Source organism: Streptomyces sp. bgisy159 (assembly GCF_057707805.1).
The window spans coordinates 78,895-95,840 of the sequence record NZ_JBYIQX010000024.1 but is presented as its reverse complement, the minus strand read 5'-3'; the positions used below and the strand labels follow the sequence as shown (position 1 = coordinate 95,840).

The following is a 16,946-nucleotide window of genomic DNA, read 5'->3' as shown; positions in this document are numbered from 1 at the left end:
CCCTCGTGCGGCGGCACCGGCCCCTCCGCTCAGGCGACGGCGTGGGCGAGCAGGAACAGGTGGGCCAGGTGCTGCGTGGTCATGAACACGCGGTACGGGCGCCGGCGGCGGCCGCGCGAGTCGCCGGGACGTGCGGTGAGGACCACCGCGGCCAGCACCACGGCACCGGTGAGCACGACACCGGCGGTCGGCAGCAGTCGCGGCGCCCAGAGCGCCGCACCGGCGGTGAAGCCACCGCCCACCAGGCACGCGCCCAGCGCGGCCAGGCCACGGGTGCGCCGCTCGCCCAGGGTGACCGCCCAGGTGCGGCGGCCGGCGGCGGCGTCGCCGGCGATGTCGGACAGGTCCTTGACGACCGCGCCGACCAGCGCCATCCACAACGACATCGCGGACGCCGTCAGCAGCAGCGCCGGCGAGGTCGGCGAGACGCCGACGGCCAGCGGGCCGGCGCAGTAGGTGAGCAGCCCGGAGCCGAGGACCACGGCCATCGCGGCGGGCGTCCGGTTCTTCCACAGCGTGCGCGGCGCCGAGTACCCGTATCCGAGCCCCAGCAGCGCCACGCACAGCAGCAGCGGGCCGGGCCCCGCGCCGGCCGCGAACACCAGGGCGGCGCAGGCGGCGCACCGCACGACGGCGAGGGCGGTACGGCGGGACAGCCGGCCGCAGGCGATGGGCCGGGTGGAGCCGTTGATCCGGTCCTCGTGGTAGTCGGTGCATCCGTTGTAGAGGTACGTGTAGAGGATCGCGCAGAACCACGCCAGGGAGCCGAGCACTCCTTGGAGCACCGGCCGCGCACCGGCGATCGGGCCCGACCCGATCGCGAGCGCGATGCCGGCGAGATAGCGGAGCTGGAAGGCCGCCAGTACGGCGGGACGGGTTTCCCTCAGGCAGTCGAGCGCCGTTCTGGGAATACCGGATATCAGGTCTCGGGGCGCACCTACGGAGAGTGGCCATGTCGTCACCATCGGCATGTCGAGGAGCCTATGGTTCGCGAACCGCCCTGACTGCTCCGCAAATGTGCCACTCGTACTCCTAAAGTGGTACGCCCCTTCGGAGGCCTCAAGTCCGTTTGCCCCACGCCGAATCCGGGCGGAATCCGAGTCGAATGCGAGGCTCCGTTCCTGGTACGCCGGATCGCCGTCGAAGTGGACCGCTTCCTCTTTTCCCGCGCGCGCTTGGCTGAGGTGCGGCGGTCGCCGGTGTTTCCGGCATCCGCTTCCCGTGACGGGCCGTTGGCAGCCCTGGTCCACTTCGACCCCCGGGAAGCCTCATGCCCACCCTGCTGTCCCCGCGTCCGAGCGCACCGGCGCTCGCGCACGGGGAGATCCATGTCTGGTCCGTTCCTCTCGACCGGGTCCGGCTCGACGCCGACGACTCGGTCCTGTCACCCCATGAGCGCGCGCGAGCGGCGCGGTTCCGGCGGCCCGCCGGCCGCACCCGCTACCGCTCCGCGCATCTGGCGCTGCGCACCCTGCTCGCCGGCTACCTCGGCGTCCCCCCGCACGTGCCCCGGTGGGCCCGCCGCTGCCCCGAGCCGGAGGTGTGCGGCGGCTGCGGTGCCGGGCGGCCCGTGCTGCTGACCGGCCCTTGGCCACAGTTGGAGTTCAGCCTTTCCCACTCCGGAGCGGCCGCCCTGGTGGGCCTCGTACGGGCCCCCGGCACGGTCGGCGTGGACGTCGAACGGGTCCGGCCCGCCTTCGACTGGAGCCGGTTGCCGCAGGTGGGGCCGCAGAGCCGGGTGGCGGGATTCCGTACGTGGACCGCGGTCGAGGCGGTGGGGAAGGCGGCCGGTACCGGCCTGCGCGATCCGGTGTCGGTCGGGCCGCCGCGCACCGGCCGGCCCCGGCGGGCCCGCCGGTCCGGTGACCCCGCGGACTGGTACGTCCACGAGGTGCGATGCCCTGACGGATATGTAGGGTCCGTGGCCACAAGTACTCCTGACGCCGTCGTGAGATCATTTCTGTGGCCGATGTCCGGATCAGGCTCAGGATGCGAGATGGGCGCTTGCTCACATTGACATCCCATAACCACACAGTGATGATCGCAGGGTTGGTTCTGGAGGGGTGGGGGTCCCCGTTGGTGCATTCGGGCTTTACGGAAGCCGGCCGGAGAAGTTCGACAGCCGAAGAACTCCTGGCTCGTTCCAAAGAAATCGTCGCGGCCTATCGTGGTCGGCTTGAGGAGATCAAAAGCCCGCTGACCGCCGACGAGGCCACCTGGCACACCTGTGCCCTGCAGGCGGAGCGGATCATTCAGGACTGTGCCGAGAGCATGCGCCGCGGCTGGGCCGATGTGCGCGGCACCCTGATACAGCAGGTGGAGGGTCTGGGCACGGAACGGGCCACCCAGGGCATCGGCGGGGTGCACTCGCTGCGCGCCGGGGTCATCCTCTTCGACCTGGTCTTCGACGCGCTCGCCGAGTCGATGGTGGCCGAACCCGCCGAGCTGGACCGGTTCCAGGCGGGGGTGCGGGCGCTGCAGCGCGGCATCGGGATGCGGCTGGAGGCGGGTGCCCTCGGGCACGACACGTTCCTGCTGAACACGGTGCGCGAGGCCAACGCGGCGGCGCAGCGGCAGCTCGCCCGGGAGATCCACGACCACCTCGGCAACCACGTCAGTCTCGCCCTGCGCCAGCTGGAACTGCACGAGTTGACCCGGGAGAGCAGTCCCGAGGAGGTCGCGGTCCGGATCGGCGCCGTCAAGGACACCCTGACGGAGTCGCTCGGGATCATCCGCGATCTGGTCACCCAGCTGCGCCGGGCGGAGCGCGAGGGCACGCTGGAGTCGTCGTTCGCGGCGTTCCTGGAGTCGATGGAGATCACCTCCTCCAAAGTGCGCATCCAGGTGAACGGCAGCGAGGAATGGGCCACCCAGCCGGTGCTCGACGAGGTGTTCGTCGTGGTGCGGGAGTGCCTGCGCAACTCGCTGGCGCACGCCGGGGCCGACCACGTTCTCGCGGTGGTCGACATCGCGCCGCACAGCCTGCACGCCTTGATCGAGGACGACGGGTGCGGTTTCGACGTGTCGGCGGTGGCCACGGGAGGCCGGGCCAACGGCATCGCGTCGGCCACCGAGCGGGTCGAACTCCTCGGTGGCACCATCCTCTTCACCAGCTGCCCCGACATCGGCGGTACCCGGGTGACGTTCACCGTCCCGCTGATGGACTTCGCAGGTGATTCCGTTGAATCCTCGAAGTGAGCCGATCCGGATCCTGGCGGCCGACGACCACACGCTGCTGCGCACCGCACTGACCGAACTGCTCAACGCGGAGCCGGACCTGCGGGTCGTGGCGGAGGCGAGCAGCGGGCGCGGGCTGGTGGAACTGGTGGAGCGGCACCGGCCGCACGTCGTGCTGCTGGACGTGGAGATGCCGGACCATTCCCCCCGCGCGGCGGTGCGCCGGCTGCTGGAACGGTTCCCCGGGCTGCGCATCATCATCCTCACGATGTACGACGACCAGACGCTCGTCCACGAGCTGCTGCAGCTCGGCGCCCGGGGCTATCTGCACAAGAGCGTCTCGCGCGAGGCGCTGCTCGGCGCGGTGCGCAACGCCGCCCGCGAGGACGACCAGGTCACCATCCTGGTCCCGCGCTCCGGTTTCACCACGGGCGGCGACCAGGCGGGCGAGCAGGACGGCGGACCCATGTCTCCGCGCGAGCGGGAGGTGCTGACCTGCGTCGCCGAGGCCATGAGCAACCGTCAGATCGCGGCGCGGCTCGGCATCACCGAGGGCACCGTCAAGCGCCACATGCGCAACATCTTCGACAAGCTCGACGCGGTGTCCCGTATCGACGCGGTGAACAAGGCCCTGGCCCAGAAGCTGATCGCGGCCCCCCGGGGCCGCCTCATGCGCTGACGGCGCCCACGCCGCGCCGCGAACGGCCGGGCACCTCACCCACCGGCCGGACCGACGCCGACCGACCCCGACCGACGGCACCGACGGCACCGACGGCACCGACGGCCGGGGTATGCGGCGGCCGCCCGCCTCCCCCACCGGCCCCGACCCCGCCGAGCGGCAACCGGGCCGGCCCGACCGTGCCCCCGGCGCCGGGGGCACGAGAGGCGGGACGGGCGGTCTGCCTCATCGCAGGAGTGGCGGCCGGCCTGTCTCACCGCAGCAATGTCCCGCGCCGGGCCGGTGACCGCTTCTCCCCGCGCAACGCCACCGGCGGCCCTCCCCGGCGGCAATGCCTCCGCGCCCGGCCGGTGACCGCCCTGCCGGCCCGGTGAGGGTCAGGGGCGGCGGGCCTCCTCGTAGGAGGACCCGATGGCGGCGATGGCGTCGGAGATGCCGGTCAGGGGGAGGGAGCCGTAGCCGAGGAGGAGGGCCGGGGGGCCGGCGGGGCCGCTGAAACGGAACTGTCCGCCGCCGCGCACCAGGACGGAACGGCGCAGCGCGCCGTGCACCACCGCCGCCTCGTCGGTACCGGGCGGCAGCAGCGCGTAGCTGTGCAGGCCGGCCGCGCAGCCGCTGAGCCGGGCCTCCGGGAGGGACTCCCTCACGGCCGCGGCCAGCGCCTCGCGGCGGGAGCGGTAGCGGGAGCGGACCCGGCGCAGATGGCGGTCGAGCAGCCCGCTGCGCATCAGCTCGGCGAACGCCAGCTGGGTGAGGGTGTCGGAGCCCTGGTCCTGTCGGGAGCGGACCCGCTCCATCAGCGGGTACAGCTTCGGCGGGATCGCCAGCCACCCCAGGCGCAGGCCGGGCACCAGCACCTTGCTGGTGGTGCCCGCGTAGACGACCCGATCGGGATCGTCCTCCTGGAGGGCGGCGGGCCGGGCGAGCTGGTCGAACCAGAACTCGCCGTCGTAGTCGTCCTCGATGATCCAGCCGTCCCGCTCGCGCGCCCAGGCCAGCAGCTGCCGGCGTCGCTCCGGTGACAGCATCACCCCGGTCGGGAACTGGTGCGCCGGGGTGACCAGGACGGCGCGGGCGCCGCTGCGGTGCAGGGCCCCGACGTCCAGGCCCTCCTCGTCGACCGGCACCGGCACCGGGGTGATCCCGGTGTCGAGGATGAACCGGCGCTGCCCGTTGTGCCCGGGCTCCTCGATGGCGAGTTCGTGGATGCCGAGCCGCTGGAGGGAGTCGGACAACAGCGCCAGCCCCTGCGCGAACCCGGCGGTGACCATCACCTGCGCGGGCTCGGTACGCACCGACCGCACCCGGCCCAGATAGCCGGCGAGTTCGTTGCGCAACTCGGCGATGCCGGAGACCGGCGGGTAGTCCATGCCTTCGCGGCCGACGCTCTGCAGGACCTTCGTATAGGAATTCAGCCACTCCTGGCGGGGGAAATTCGCCAGGTTGGCGATACCGACCCGGAGATCCCAGCGCGCCCCGGTGGCCGGCCGCTCGTCCAGCAGGGAGGTCTCGCCGGCCGGTTCGGGCAGTTTGCCGGCGACCCGGGTGCCGGAGCCGCGGACCGCCTCCAGGTACCCCTCGGCGATCAGCTGCTCGTACGCCTCGACCACCACGCTGCGGGAAAGCCCCAGGTCCTGGGCGAGTTGGCGGCTGGACGGCAGGCGCGCGCCGGGGTGCAGGACCCGGTCCTCGACGCGGCTCTTGATGGCGTTCTGCAGCTGCGTGGTGAGCGGTACGGAGGAGTCCCGGTCCACCTGCACCGACAGATGCCAGGCCATCTGGTCTGCTCCGTTTCCCCCGCAGTGGTCTGGGTGTCCCCCCTCGTCCACTGGCCTTATTGAAGTCGCCAACGGCCCTTATTTATAGCACTCCGAGGGGAGACCCCAATGTCTGAAATGACTGGCGTACTCGCTCCCGAGATTCATCCGCGCGGCGGTGCCGCCCTCTTCGACCAGAGGATCGGACGCCGCACGCTGCGGGTGGGAATCGTCGGACTCGGTTACACGGGTCTGCCGCTCGGTCTCGGGTTCGCCGCCGCCGGTTTCCCGGTCCGCGGTCTGGACACGGACGCCGAGCGGGTCGGTCAGGTCGAGCGCGGCGAGTCGTACCTGCCGGACGTCGCCGACGCCGAGCTGGCCGCGGTCGCCGACCGGTTGAGCGCCACCACCGAGGCCGGCGAGCTGGCCGGCTCGGACGTCCTGATCGTCTGCGTGCCCACCCCGGTCACCGGCGACCAGCAGGCCAACCTGGACTACGTGGAGTCGGCGACGGACTCGATCGCGCCGCTGCTGCGCCGGGGGATGCTGGTCGTCCTGCAGTCCACGGTGCCGCCCGGCACCACGGCGGCCGCGGCGGCCCGGCTGGCCGGCGCCACCGGCCTGCAGCCGGGCGTCGACTTCCACGTCGCGATGGCCCCGGAGCGGGTCGACCCGGCCAACACGGCGGGCTGGCACCTCGCCAACACCCCCAAGGTGGTGGGCGGTCTCACCGACGAGTGCACCCGCCGCGCGGCGCTGCTCTTCGAGCAGGTCTGCGAGACGGTGGTGCCGGCCTCGCGGCTGGAGGTCGCCGAGCTGTCGAAGGTGTTCGAGAACACCTTCCGCCTGGTCAACATCAGCCTCACGCTGGAGCTTTCGGACCTGTGCCGGGAGCTGGAGATACCGGTCCGCGAGGTCATCGACGCCGCGTCCACCAAGCCGTACGGCTTCCTCCCGCACTACCCGGGTCCGGGCGTCGGCGGCGAGTGCATCCCCGTGGACCCGCTGTTCCTGCGCGAGGCCGCCGCGGCGGCCGGCACGGACATGAAGCTGGTGGCCGCCGCCTACGAGCGGGTGGAGCGCCGCCCGCAGCAGGTCGTCGAGCGGCTGGCCGAGCTGATGGCGGAGCGCGGCTCGGCGCTGCGCGGCGCCAAGGTGCTGATCGTCGGGGTGAGTTACAAGTCCGGTGTCGCCGATCTGCGCAACGCGCCCGCGCTGGACGTCATCCGCGGGCTGCGCGCCGCCGGCGCCCGGGTGTCGTACCACGACCCGCTGGTCCCGGACCTGACCGTGGACGGCGAGCCGGTCGCCGAGGCGGGCTGGTCGGCGGTGGAGCTCGCCCAGCAGGACGCGGCGGTGCTGGTCACGCCGGTGCCCGGGCTGGACCACGACGTGCTGTGGGGCATCCCGCCGCTGGTCCTCGACACCCACAACAAGCTCGCGGCGGTCAGCAATGTGGCGGTGCTGTGATGACGGCGGCCCTCCTCGGTGCGCGGGCGCTGCCCGCCGTCACCCGGGACGCGGTGGCGGGCCGTACGGTGTCGCCCGAGGCTGCCCGGGACGCGGTGGCCGAGCTGCTGGACGAGGCCACGGAGCCGGTGGACGTCGCCGCCTTCCTGACCGCGGTGGCGGTCGGCGGTGCGACACCGGTGCTGGTGGCCGCGGCGGTGCGGGCGGTGCTCGCGGTGGCCAGGCCGGTCGCCTGGACGGGCCCGGCGGCCGATGTCGTCGGCACCGGGGGTGACGGCAGCGACTCGGTGAACATCTCCACGCTGGCCGGTCTGGTCGCGGCCTCGGCCGGGGCGACGGTCGCCAAGGCCGGCAACCGGGCGGCGACCTCCCGGTGCGGGAGCGCCGACCTGCTGGAGGCGCTGGGTGTCGACCTGGACGCCGGGGAGCGCATCCCCGCCCAGCTGGCGGAGCACCGGTTCGCGTTCCTGTTCGCGCCGGCGCTGCACCCGGCGCTGCGCAGGATCGCGCCGGTCCGCCGCCGGCTCGGCTTCCGCACGCTGTTCAACCTGTCCGGGCCGCTCGCCAACCCGGTGCCGCTGACCGGCCGGCTCATCGGCACCGCGACGCGGCGCGACCAGGAGGTGCTGGCCGAGGCCGCGGCGCTGCTCGGCCACCGGCGGACCTGGGTGGTCCTGGGTGCCGACGGCATGGACGAGCTGACCACCGCGGGGCCCGCCCGCGTCATCGAGGTGGACGGCGGCGACCTCACTGAATTCACCGTCGACCCGGCCGAGTTGCCCCTGCTCCCGGCGGGCCGGGCCGAGCTGGCGGGCGGCGGCCCGGAGCGGAACGCGGCCCTGGCCCGCCAGGTCCTCGCCGGTACGGCTCCGCGGCCGCTGCTGGACACGGTGCTGTTGAACGCGGCCGCCGTTCTGCTGCTGGCCGGGGTCGCCCCCGACCTGGCGACCGCCGTGGGCATCGCCCGCGACGCCGTCCACGCGCAGGCCCCGGCCGCCCTGACCGACCGCCTGGCCGGGCAGGCCACCCCCGCACCCGGCCCGCACCCCGCACCGGGCACCACCCGCGCACAGGCCCCGGCCACTCCGGCCGTGCTGGCCGACCGTCTGGCGCGGCGGCGTACGGGAGGTGCCGAACCGGCCGCCACGGGGAGCGCCGGGCGCGCTCAGGGCCCGGCCCGCCCCCGGGCGCCGCAGCGCGGCGACACCCCGGAACCGGCCGCGCCGGCCGAGCACCTGGCGCGGTGGGGCGGGAGCGCCGCCGAACCGGCCGCCGCCGGGAGCGCCGGCCGCGCTCGGGCCGCGGGCGCCACGGTCGGCCGGGTCCGGGGAGAGGCGCCCGCCCCGCGCACCACGTCAGGCGCCGCCGGCGCACGTCCCGTACGAACCGACAGCAACCCGGAGGGCCGTCATGGCCATGCATCTCGATGAGATAGTCGCCGCCAAACGCGCGGCGTGGAGCGGCCCGGCCGCGGCCGACGCCGCCGCGCGCGGCCGGCTCGCCCCCGCCGAGCCGGGCCGGTTCGCCGCCGCGCTGGGCGGGCCGGAGGTCTCGGTGATCGCCGAGGTCAAGCCCGAGTCGCCGTCCAAGGGGCGGCTGCTGGACCCCGAGCAGGCGGTGCCCACCGCCCGCCGGTACGTCGCCGGAGGTGCCTCGGCGGTCTCCGTGCTCGCTGACACGCCGTACTTCGGCGGCTCGGCGGAGCTGGTGCGCACCGTCGCGGAGCACCCGGCGGTCACCGTGCCGGTCCTGTTCAAGGACTTCCTGGTCGACGTCCGCCAGGTGCGGCTCGCCCACGACAGCGGCGCCGACGCCGTCCTGGTGATCGTCCGCGCCGTCGACGACGCGCTGCTGACGGACCTGGTGCAGACCGCGCACGGCCTCGGCCTGGACGCGCTGGTGGAGACCTTCACCCAGGAGGAGGTGGACCGGGCGCTGGCCGCCGGCGCCCGCGTCGTCGGCATCAACAACCGGGATCTGCAGACCTTCGCGGTGGACCTGGACACCTCGGCCCGGCTGCGCCGCGACATCCCGCGCGGCGTGCTCACCGTCAGCGAGAGCGGCCTGTCCGGCCGGGCCGACATCGAACGCATCGCCGCGCACGGCTTCGACGCCGCGCTGATCGGCGAGTCCCTGCTCAGCAGCACCGACCCCGCCGCCCGCCTGCGGTCCTACACCGGGGTCCCGATTCTGGAGGTGGCCTCGTGAACGGCCGATTCGGCGAGTACGGCGGACAGTTCGTCGCGGAGACCCTGGTGGGCCCGCTGGAGGAACTGGAGGCGGAGTACCACAAGGCGCTGCTCGACCCGGAGTTCACCACGGAGCTCGACCGGCTGCTGAAGATGTTCGTGGGGCGGCCCACGCCCATCACCGAGCTGCACCGGCTCGGCCGTACGGAGAACGGCGTCAAGCTGTGGCTGAAGCGGGAGGACCTCACCCACACCGGCGCCCACAAGATCAACAACTCGATCGGGCAGGCGCTGCTGGCCCGCCGGCTGGGCAAGAAGCGCATCATCGCCGAGACCGGCGCCGGCCAGCACGGCGTGGCCGTGGCCGCGGCCTGCGCCTACCTCGGCCTGGACGCCACCGTCTACATGGGCCGGGTCGACGCCGAGCGGCAGGCGCCCAACGTGCAGCGGATGAAGCTGCTCGGCGCCCGGGTGGAGCTGGTGGAGCTGGGCACGGCGACTCTGAAGGACGCCATCAACGCGGCGATCCGCGAGTGGATCGCGCACCCCGACACCACGCACTACCTGCTCGGCTCGGTGGTCGGACCGCACCCCTTCCCGACGATCGTGCGGAACTTCCAGTCGGTGATCGGCCGGGAGGCGCGCGCCCAGTTCCTGGCGGAGAACGACCGGCTGCCGGACGCCGTGGTGGCCTGCGTCGGCGGCGGCTCCAACGCGGCCGGCATGTTCAGCGCCTTCCTCGACGACCCGGTCCGGCTGGTCGGCGTCCAGGCCGCCGGCGAGGGCAGGGGCGGCCAGGGCGGGCACGCGGCCCCGCTGCTCTACGGCGACCCGGGCGTCCTCCAGGGCACCCGCACCTATCTGCTCCAGGACGACGACGGGCAGATCCAGCTCACCCACTCGATCGCGCCGGGCCTGGACTACGCGGGCGTCGGCCCCGAGCACTCGTACTACAAGGACACCGGCAAGGTCGAGTACATCTCCGCCTCCGACGACGAGGCGCTGGACGCCTTCGCCGCGCTCAGCGCGCACGAGGGCATCGTCCCCGCGCTGGAGTCCGCGCACGCCGTGGCCGGCGCCCTGAAGACGGCCCGCGGCATGGCGCCCGGCAGCACCGTCCTCGTCAACCTCTCCGGCCGCGGCGACAAGGACCTCACCTCCGCCATGGCCGCCCTGCAGCAGCGTGAGGAGACCTCCCGATGAAGCGCCTCGAACAGACCTTCACCGACAACCGGGTCAAGGAGGAGACGACGCTGGTCGCCTACCTCACCTCCGGGTATCCCTCGCTCGGCGAGACCGTCGGCCTGATCCGGGCCGCCGTGGAGGCGGGTGCCGACGTGATCGAGCTGGGGGTGCCGTTCTCCGACCCGCTGGGCGACGGACCCGTCATCCAGGCCACCGGGCAGGCCGCCCTGGACACCGGCACCACCACCGCCGCCACCATCGACGTGGTCGCCGAGGCCCGCGCCGCAGGCGTGGAGGCGCCGATCGTGCTGATGGGCTACTGCAACCCGTTCCTGCGCTACGGGCTGACCCAGCTGTACGACGACGCGCGCTCGGCGGGCGCCGACGGCTTCGTCGTGCCGGACCTGCCGGTCGGCGAGGGCGCCGAGTGGCTGGCGCACGCCCGGGCCGCCGACCTGGGCCAGGCGTTCTTCACCGCGCCCGGCAGCTCCCCGGAGCGGGTCGCCGCCGCCTCCGCCGCCTCCCGCGGCTTCCTGTACGTCCTCGCCGCGAACGGCGTCACCGGGGTGCGCTCGGAGCTCGACCCGGGCATCGACGCCTACCTGGACCGGGTCCGCGCGGCCGGCGACACCCCGATGGCCGTCGGGTTCGGCATCTCCCGCCCGGAGCACGTGGCCGCGCTGCACGGCAAGGCGGACGGCGTGATCGTCGGCAGCGCGCTGCTCCAGGCGATCGGGGCGGCGCGCGACGCGGCCGGCCGCCGCCGGGCCACCAGCGAGCTGATCTCCTCCCTGAAGGCGGCCACCCGATGACCGAGACCACCGTGCCCTTCTTCAGCGGCGCCGCCTCCGCCCGCCGCGACTGGCCCCGACTGGCGGCGAGGATCCGGGAGGTGGCCGCCTCCGGGCGGTTCACCTCCGGTCCGGTCACCGCCGAGCTGGAGGCCGCGATCGCCGAGCGCACCGGCGCCCGGCACGCGGTGGCCGTCGCCAACGGCACCGACGCCCTGGTGATCCTGCTCCGGGCGGCCGGCATCGGCCCCGGCGACGAGGTGATCGTCCCCGCGTACACCTTCTTCGCGACCGCGTCGGCGGTGCTGCACGTGGGCGCGCAGCCGGTGCTGGTGGACGTCCTGCCGGGCAGCTACGCCATGGACCCCGAGCGCGCCGAGGCGGCGATCACCGAGCGCACCCGGGCCATCATGCCGGTGCACCTGTTCTCGCAGATGGCCGACATGGAAACGCTGAAGGACCTGGCCGACCGGTACGGGCTGCTGCTGCTGGAGGACAGCGCCGAGGGCATCGACATGGTCGCGGGCGGGATACACGCCGGCCTGTGGGGCAGCGGGGGCGTGCTGTCCTTCTTCCCCACCAAGACACTCGGTTCGCTCGGCGACGCCGGAATGCTGCTCACCGACGACGACGGGATCGCCGCCCGCGCCCGGCGGCTGCGCCAGCACGGCCAGGACACCGACGGCGCGTACGTCTACCACGAGGTCGGCTACAACAGCCGCTGCGACGAACTCCAGTCGGCGTTCCTGCTGCACCGGCTGGAGCGGCTGACCGAGGAGATCGGGCGCCGCGCCGAACTGGCCGCCCGCTACGACCGGCTGCTGGCGCCACTGGCCGGGAAGGTGACGACGCCCTGGCAGGCGCCCGCCAAGGCGCCCAGCGATCCGGTCTACTACGTCTACCTCATCGAGTGCGACCGTCGGGACGAGCTGGTCGCGTTCCTGGACGCGCACGGGGTCGGGACCGAGACCTACTACCCGCGCGCGCTGACCGAGCAGCCGCTGCTGGCCCCGCTGCCCGGCTCGCGCCACCCGGTGCCGGTCGCCGAGGCCGCCGCACGGCGGGCCGTGGCCCTGCCGATGTACCCCGATCTGACCGACGAGCAGGCCGACCGTGTCGCCGCCCTGATCCACGCCTTCTACGGAGCCGGAGCCGCATCGTGACCACCGCCGCCACTCCCGCCATCTCCTACTCCGACTGGCCTGCCCGCTCCGCCGACTGGGTCGAGGACGTCGTGGAGGTCTTCCGCGAGGTCGCCGAGAGCGACGAGTTCATCCTGAAGTCCCGGGTGGAGCGCCTGGAGGCGGAGATCGTCCGGCTCACCGGCGCCGCCCACGCCGTCGCCGTGGCCAGCGGCACCGGGGCGCTCACCGTGATCCTCTCCGCGCTCGGCGTCGGCGAGGGCGACGAGGTGGTCACCCCGGCGTTCTCCTTCGTCTCGACCGCCTCCACGGTCGCCCTGCGCGGCGCCCGCCCCGTCTTCGCCGACGTGGAGTACGAGACGGCGCTGCTCGACCCGGCCGCCGCCGAGGCCGCCGTCACCGACCGCACCCGGGCCCTGCTGCCCGCCTACCTGTTCACCGGCTCCCCGCGGATGGGCGCCTTCGCCGACCTGGCCGCCCGGCGCGGACTGCACCTGGTCGAGGACAGCGCGGTCGCCCTGGGCGCCGAGGTCGACGGCCGGCCCGCGGGCCGGCACGGCATCGCCGGGGTGTACTCCTTCTTCCCGGCCAAACCGGCCGGCGGCATCGGCGACGCCGGGATGATCGTCACCGACGACCCGGAGCTGGCCCGGGTGGCCCGGATGCTGCGCAACCACGGCCAGCCCGCCGGCCGCCGCTTCCACCACGAACTGCTCGGCTTCAACTGCCGCATGGACGAACTGACCGCAGGGTTCCTGCTGCGCAAGCTGCCCCGGCTCGCGGAACTCGCCGAGCGGCGGCGCGCCGTCGCCGAGCTGTACGAGGAGGGGCTGCGCCCGCTGGCCCCCGCGCTGCTGCCCCCGCCGGCCGGCTTCGCCGGGCGCTCGGTCTACACGTACGTGGTGCGCGCCCGGGAGCGCGAGGAACTGCGCTCCTACCTGGCCGGGCAGGGCATCGAGACCACCGTCTACTACCCGCGCCCGCTGCACCTGCAGCCCGCGTTCGCCGGACTCGGGCACGCGCCCGGCGACTTCCCGGTCGCCGAGCGGCTCTGCCGGGAGGCCCTGGCGCTGCCGCTGCACCCGGACATGGCGCCGGGCGCTGCCGAGCGGGTGGTGGACGCCGTCCAGCGCTTCTACGCGGCGGGCCGGTGAGCGACGGTGACCCTGCTGAACGGCTCCCGGATCACCCCCGACCGGCTGTGCGGGATCGGTGACGAGGCCGCCCTCGACCTGACCGGCCAGCTGGCCCTCCACCACGAACTGGGCATGGAGGCCATCGAGTTGCGCACCGTCGACGGGCGGGGCCTGCACGAGCTGCCCACCGGTGACGCGGCCGACCTGGCGCGGCGCACCATCGTCACCGGGCTGCGGGTGCCGGTCGTGGACACCCCGGTGGGTTCCTGGTCCACCACCGTCGGCGGCGACATGGACGCCGAGCTGGCGGTCCTGGAGCGCTCCGCCCAGGTGGCGGCCCTGCTCGGCTGCTCCCGGCTGCGGGTGATGTCGTACCCGAACGACGGCCGCCCGCCGGACGAGTGGCGTACGGAGGCGCTGCGCCGGATGCGGCTGCTGGCCCGTGAGGCGGAGCGGCTGGGCGTGACCCTGCTGCACGAGAACTGCCAGGGCTGGGGCGGGCAGAGCGCCGAGCACACGGTGCGGATGCTGGAGGAGGTGGCGAGCCCCCGGCTGCGCCTGCTGTTCGACACCGGCAACGGGCTGGCCTACGGCTACGAGGCGCTGGACTTCCTGTGGCGGGTGCTGCCGTGGGTGGACCACGTGCACATCAAGGACGGCGTGGTACGGCCCGACGGGAGCGCCGAGTTCACCATGCCGGGCGAGGGCACGGCCGACGTGGCCGGGTGCGTGCGCCTGCTGGAGGAGCACGGTTACCGCGGCCACTACAGCCTGGAGCCGCACCTGGCCCGCATCCCGCACCTGGGACTGACCGGCGAGCCCGGCGCGCTCGCCGCCGGATACCGCGAGTACGCCCACCGCCTCACCGCGCTGCTCGGTGTCGACACCACCGCCCGCGCCCTGTACTGGAAGGAGAGCCACCATGGCTGAGTCGACCCGGACGGCCCGCACCGGCACCGGCCTGAGCGCCGCCGACGTGGACTGGCTGACCGAGCTGATGGCCGTCGACTCGGTGTCGCCCCTGGAGGGCGGTCCCCTGGACGGCGCGGCGCGGGCGCAGCGGGTGTTCCTGGCCGGTGCGGCCGAGCGCGGCTTCACCACCGTGCTGCACCAGTCCCCCGCGCCGGAGCTGCTGGAGCGGCCCGAGGTGCCGGCGCCGGTACGGGAGGCGGCGGGCCGGGATCTGCCCGGTTTCCTGGCCGGGCAGCCCTCGGTGGTCGTCGGGTTCGGGTCGCCGCAGCCGGAGGAGCGGCGCCTGGTGGTCAACTTCCACGTGGACACGGTGGGCCCCCACGTCCCGCCGCGTCTGGAGGGGCGGGTCCTGCACGGCCGGGGCGCCGTCGACGACAAGGGGCCCGGGATCGCCGCAGCCGTCGGGGTGGCCGCCGCGTTCGCCGAGGACCCGGGCCTGGACGGTCGGGTCGAGGTGCAGATCGCCTCGGTGCCCGGCGAGGAGGGCGGCGCGATGGGCACGTACGGCACCCGCGCCCTGGTCGACGCCGGGTACACCGGCCGCCTGATGGTGTTCGCCGAGCCCACCGGCAGCACCTTCATGGACGGCTGCACGGCCGCGATGACCCCGCTGATCACGGTGCACGGCGAGGACTCCACCGACGACCACCCGGGCGACGGCCACAACGCCACCGTGCTGCTGGGCTTCCTCGCCGACTTCCTGTCCCGCCGGCTCGGCCCGCTCGCCCACGGCATGGGCGCCAAGCTCTGCGTGTCGGGCCTGCACACCGGCACCGCCCACAACCGGGTGTACGGCGACGGGCGGCTGCTGCTGAACATCGCCTACCCGACGACCGAGCAGGCGGAGCTGCTCGCCGCCTCGCTGGAGGTGCTGATCGAGGAGGCGCGCACCGAGTTCGCCCAGCTGCACGCCCACGACCCGTTCAACCGGCGCACGGTGCGGGACTGGCGGCGGGTGGTCCGCCTGGACTGGCTGAAGCAGGGGCTGCCCACGTTGCGCAACCGCGACCCGGAGGCCGAACTGGTGCTGTCCGAGGCGGGGTTCGTCCGTCACGACGGGCTGGCCGACGGCTCCGCGTTCACCTGCGACGCCATCTGGGCGCCGGGCCCCGGCCGCTACGTCGCCGCCTGCGGGCCGGGCCGGCTGGACGCCAACGGGGCGCACACCCCGGGCGAGTTCGTGGACCTCGACGACCTGGACGCCTACGCGCAGCGCGTCAAGGACCTGGTCCACGCGTTCGCGGCCCGCGTCGCCTGACCGGCCTCCTCCCCCCGTTTCCCTGTCGTACCCACACATTCGTCGTCCGTAGAGAGAAGGAACCCGCCATGACCGTCCGCGTCCCCCTCGCCGACCTGTCCTCCTTCGTCCGCTCCGTCCTCGCCGAGTGCGGCCTCGACGAGCAGGCCGCCGGCACCGCCGCCGACGTGATCACGTACGCCGACGCGCACGGTTTCACCACGCACGGCACGAACGGGCTGGTGAACATCTACGCGCCCCGCCTGCTGGACGGCCGGATCGCCGCCGACGCCGCGCCGCGCGTGGTCCGGGAGACGTCCGGGGCCGCCCTGCTCGACGGGGACCGCGGGCTGGGCCTGGTCACCATGGACCTCGCGATGGACATCGCGATGGACAAGGCCCGGCAGACCGGCATCGGCATGGTCGCCGTCCGCAACAGCACCCACTTCGGCAGCGCCGGCTACTACACGCAGAAGGCGGCGGCGGCCGGGCTGATCGGGCTGGCGATGACCAACTGCGGCGCACAGGGCGTCGCACCGCCGCTGGGCGGCACGGTGCGGATGCTCGGCACCAACCCGATCAGCGCCGCCGTACCGGTCACCGAGGGGGTGCCGTTCGTGCTGGACATGAGCACCACGGTGGTCGCCACCGGTAAGATCAAGGCCGCCCACCGGGAGGGCCGGGAGGTGCCCCGCGAGTGGCTGGTGCGGCACGACGGCACGCCGACCACGGACCCGGCCGCGTTCATGGCGGAGGAGGCGGACGTCGCCTGGCTCGGCGGGCCCGGGGAGACCGGCGGCGCCAAGGGCTTCGGCCTCGCCCTCCTGGTCGACCTGCTGTGCGGCCCGCTGTCCGGCTCCGCGTACGGCCCGCGTCCCGGCGTGCTCGAGGGGCAGCCCGCCGGCGACGACAACGTCGGCCACACCGCCATCGTGATCGACCCGTCGGCCTTCGGCTCGGCCCACGACATCGCCGCCGAGAACCGCGTCCTGCTGGACACCGTCGCGAACTCCCCGGCCGCCGCGTACGCGACGCGGGGTGTCACCTACCCCGGGGCCCCCGAGGCAGCCCGCTACGAGCGGTCGCGGCGCGAGGGCGTCGAGCTGCCGTTGCCGGTCGCGGAGGGCCTGACCGCGCTCGCCGGACGGCTCGGGGTCACCGCGCCCGGGGCGCTGGCCGCCCAGGACCTGCGAGCGGCGGCGTGAACCGCC

General features: G+C 74.1%; 15 protein-coding genes. 13 read left to right on the top strand and 2 right to left on the bottom strand.

Translation table 11 applies throughout. From position 1 onward, the window contains the following. Positions 1-29: 29 nt before the first annotated feature. Positions 30-971 (bottom strand): UbiA family prenyltransferase, encoded by a 942-nt coding sequence (locus tag AC3ET3_RS22795; RefSeq protein ID WP_432139899.1) that lies wholly within the window; start codon positions 969-971, stop codon positions 30-32. A 299-nt stretch (positions 972-1,270) separates the two neighbouring features. Here AC3ET3_RS22795 and AC3ET3_RS22790 point away from each other — a divergent pair, with 299 nt between their 5' ends. The 3 genes from AC3ET3_RS22790 (at position 1,271) to AC3ET3_RS22780 (ending at position 3,856) form a co-directional block, all read left to right on the top strand. Beyond that, a complete protein-coding gene (locus AC3ET3_RS22790; RefSeq protein ID WP_432139898.1) occupies positions 1,271-2,017 on the top strand; it encodes a 4'-phosphopantetheinyl transferase family protein in 747 nt (248 codons plus the stop codon). Positions 2,018-2,271: 254 nt separating this feature from the next. Then, complete coding sequence (locus AC3ET3_RS22785; RefSeq protein ID WP_435612790.1) at positions 2,272-3,198, top strand: sensor histidine kinase; 927 nt, start codon at positions 2,272-2,274, stop codon at positions 3,196-3,198. Beyond that, on the top strand, positions 3,182-3,856 hold the full coding sequence (locus AC3ET3_RS22780) for a response regulator (protein WP_432139896.1): 675 nt from the start codon (positions 3,182-3,184) through the stop codon (positions 3,854-3,856). Before AC3ET3_RS22785 ends, AC3ET3_RS22780 begins: the two co-directional genes overlap by 17 nt. 377 nt (positions 3,857-4,233) lie before the next feature. Here the strand turns inward: AC3ET3_RS22780 and pdxR are convergent, their stop codons facing one another. Next, positions 4,234-5,634, bottom strand: a complete 1,401-nt coding sequence (gene pdxR, locus AC3ET3_RS22775) for a MocR-like pyridoxine biosynthesis transcription factor PdxR (protein WP_435612789.1) — start codon at positions 5,632-5,634, stop codon at positions 4,234-4,236. Positions 5,635-5,742: 108 nt separating this feature from the next. On the opposite strand from pdxR, the gene AC3ET3_RS22770 reads away from it, so the two are divergent. The 10 genes from AC3ET3_RS22770 (at position 5,743) to AC3ET3_RS22725 (ending at position 16,940) form a co-directional block, all read left to right on the top strand. Beyond that, the gene (locus AC3ET3_RS22770) at positions 5,743-7,083 is read left to right on the top strand and encodes a nucleotide sugar dehydrogenase (protein WP_435612788.1); all 1,341 of its coding nucleotides are present in this window, start codon (positions 5,743-5,745) and stop codon (positions 7,081-7,083) included. Then, the gene (trpD, locus tag AC3ET3_RS22765) at positions 7,083-8,513 is read left to right on the top strand and encodes an anthranilate phosphoribosyltransferase (protein ID WP_435612787.1); all 1,431 of its coding nucleotides are present in this window, start codon (positions 7,083-7,085) and stop codon (positions 8,511-8,513) included. Before AC3ET3_RS22770 ends, trpD begins: the two co-directional genes overlap by 1 nt. Then, positions 8,494-9,291 (top strand): indole-3-glycerol phosphate synthase TrpC, encoded by a 798-nt coding sequence (locus AC3ET3_RS22760; RefSeq protein ID WP_432157450.1) that lies wholly within the window; start codon positions 8,494-8,496, stop codon positions 9,289-9,291. Before trpD ends, AC3ET3_RS22760 begins: the two co-directional genes overlap by 20 nt. Continuing rightward, on the top strand, positions 9,288-10,475 hold the full coding sequence (gene trpB / locus AC3ET3_RS22755; protein WP_432139891.1) for a tryptophan synthase subunit beta: 1,188 nt from the start codon (positions 9,288-9,290) through the stop codon (positions 10,473-10,475). The genes AC3ET3_RS22760 and trpB overlap by 4 nt, the downstream gene beginning before the upstream one ends. After that, positions 10,472-11,269 (top strand): tryptophan synthase subunit alpha, encoded by a 798-nt coding sequence (gene trpA / locus AC3ET3_RS22750; protein WP_432139890.1) that lies wholly within the window; start codon positions 10,472-10,474, stop codon positions 11,267-11,269. Before trpB ends, trpA begins: the two co-directional genes overlap by 4 nt. After that, entirely contained in the window at positions 11,266-12,411 is a 1,146-nt protein-coding gene (locus AC3ET3_RS22745; protein WP_432157452.1) for a DegT/DnrJ/EryC1/StrS family aminotransferase, read from the top strand. Before trpA ends, AC3ET3_RS22745 begins: the two co-directional genes overlap by 4 nt. Beyond that, positions 12,408-13,544 (top strand): DegT/DnrJ/EryC1/StrS family aminotransferase, encoded by a 1,137-nt coding sequence (locus tag AC3ET3_RS22740; protein ID WP_435612786.1) that lies wholly within the window; start codon positions 12,408-12,410, stop codon positions 13,542-13,544. The genes AC3ET3_RS22745 and AC3ET3_RS22740 overlap by 4 nt, the downstream gene beginning before the upstream one ends. A gap of 6 nt (positions 13,545-13,550) precedes the next feature. Next, complete coding sequence (locus tag AC3ET3_RS22735) at positions 13,551-14,456, top strand: sugar phosphate isomerase/epimerase family protein (RefSeq protein WP_432134835.1); 906 nt, start codon at positions 13,551-13,553, stop codon at positions 14,454-14,456. Continuing rightward, positions 14,449-15,756, top strand: coding sequence for a M20/M25/M40 family metallo-hydrolase (locus AC3ET3_RS22730; RefSeq protein WP_432134834.1), 1,308 nt, complete (start codon positions 14,449-14,451; stop codon positions 15,754-15,756). The genes AC3ET3_RS22735 and AC3ET3_RS22730 overlap by 8 nt, the downstream gene beginning before the upstream one ends. 68 nt (positions 15,757-15,824) lie before the next feature. After that, the gene (locus AC3ET3_RS22725; RefSeq protein ID WP_435612785.1) at positions 15,825-16,940 is read left to right on the top strand and encodes an Ldh family oxidoreductase; all 1,116 of its coding nucleotides are present in this window, start codon (positions 15,825-15,827) and stop codon (positions 16,938-16,940) included. Positions 16,941-16,946 lie beyond the last annotated feature (6 nt).

Coding starts and splice junctions, on each gene's coding strand:
- AC3ET3_RS22795 (WP_432139899.1), bottom strand. CDS start 971: ATGCCGATGGTGACGACATGGCCACTCTCCGTAGGTGCGCCCCGAGAC.
- AC3ET3_RS22790 (WP_432139898.1), top strand. CDS start 1,271: ATGCCCACCCTGCTGTCCCCGCGTCCGAGCGCACCGGCGCTCGCGCAC.
- AC3ET3_RS22785 (WP_435612790.1), top strand. CDS start 2,272: ATGCGCCGCGGCTGGGCCGATGTGCGCGGCACCCTGATACAGCAGGTG.
- pdxR (WP_435612789.1), bottom strand. CDS start 5,634: ATGGCCTGGCATCTGTCGGTGCAGGTGGACCGGGACTCCTCCGTACCG.
- AC3ET3_RS22770 (WP_435612788.1), top strand. CDS start 5,743: ATGTCTGAAATGACTGGCGTACTCGCTCCCGAGATTCATCCGCGCGGC.
- trpD (WP_435612787.1), top strand. CDS start 7,083: ATGACGGCGGCCCTCCTCGGTGCGCGGGCGCTGCCCGCCGTCACCCGG.
- AC3ET3_RS22760 (WP_432157450.1), top strand. CDS start 8,494: ATGGCCATGCATCTCGATGAGATAGTCGCCGCCAAACGCGCGGCGTGG.
- trpA (WP_432139890.1), top strand. CDS start 10,472: ATGAAGCGCCTCGAACAGACCTTCACCGACAACCGGGTCAAGGAGGAG.
- AC3ET3_RS22745 (WP_432157452.1), top strand. CDS start 11,266: ATGACCGAGACCACCGTGCCCTTCTTCAGCGGCGCCGCCTCCGCCCGC.
- AC3ET3_RS22730 (WP_432134834.1), top strand. CDS start 14,449: ATGGCTGAGTCGACCCGGACGGCCCGCACCGGCACCGGCCTGAGCGCC.
- AC3ET3_RS22725 (WP_435612785.1), top strand. CDS start 15,825: ATGACCGTCCGCGTCCCCCTCGCCGACCTGTCCTCCTTCGTCCGCTCC.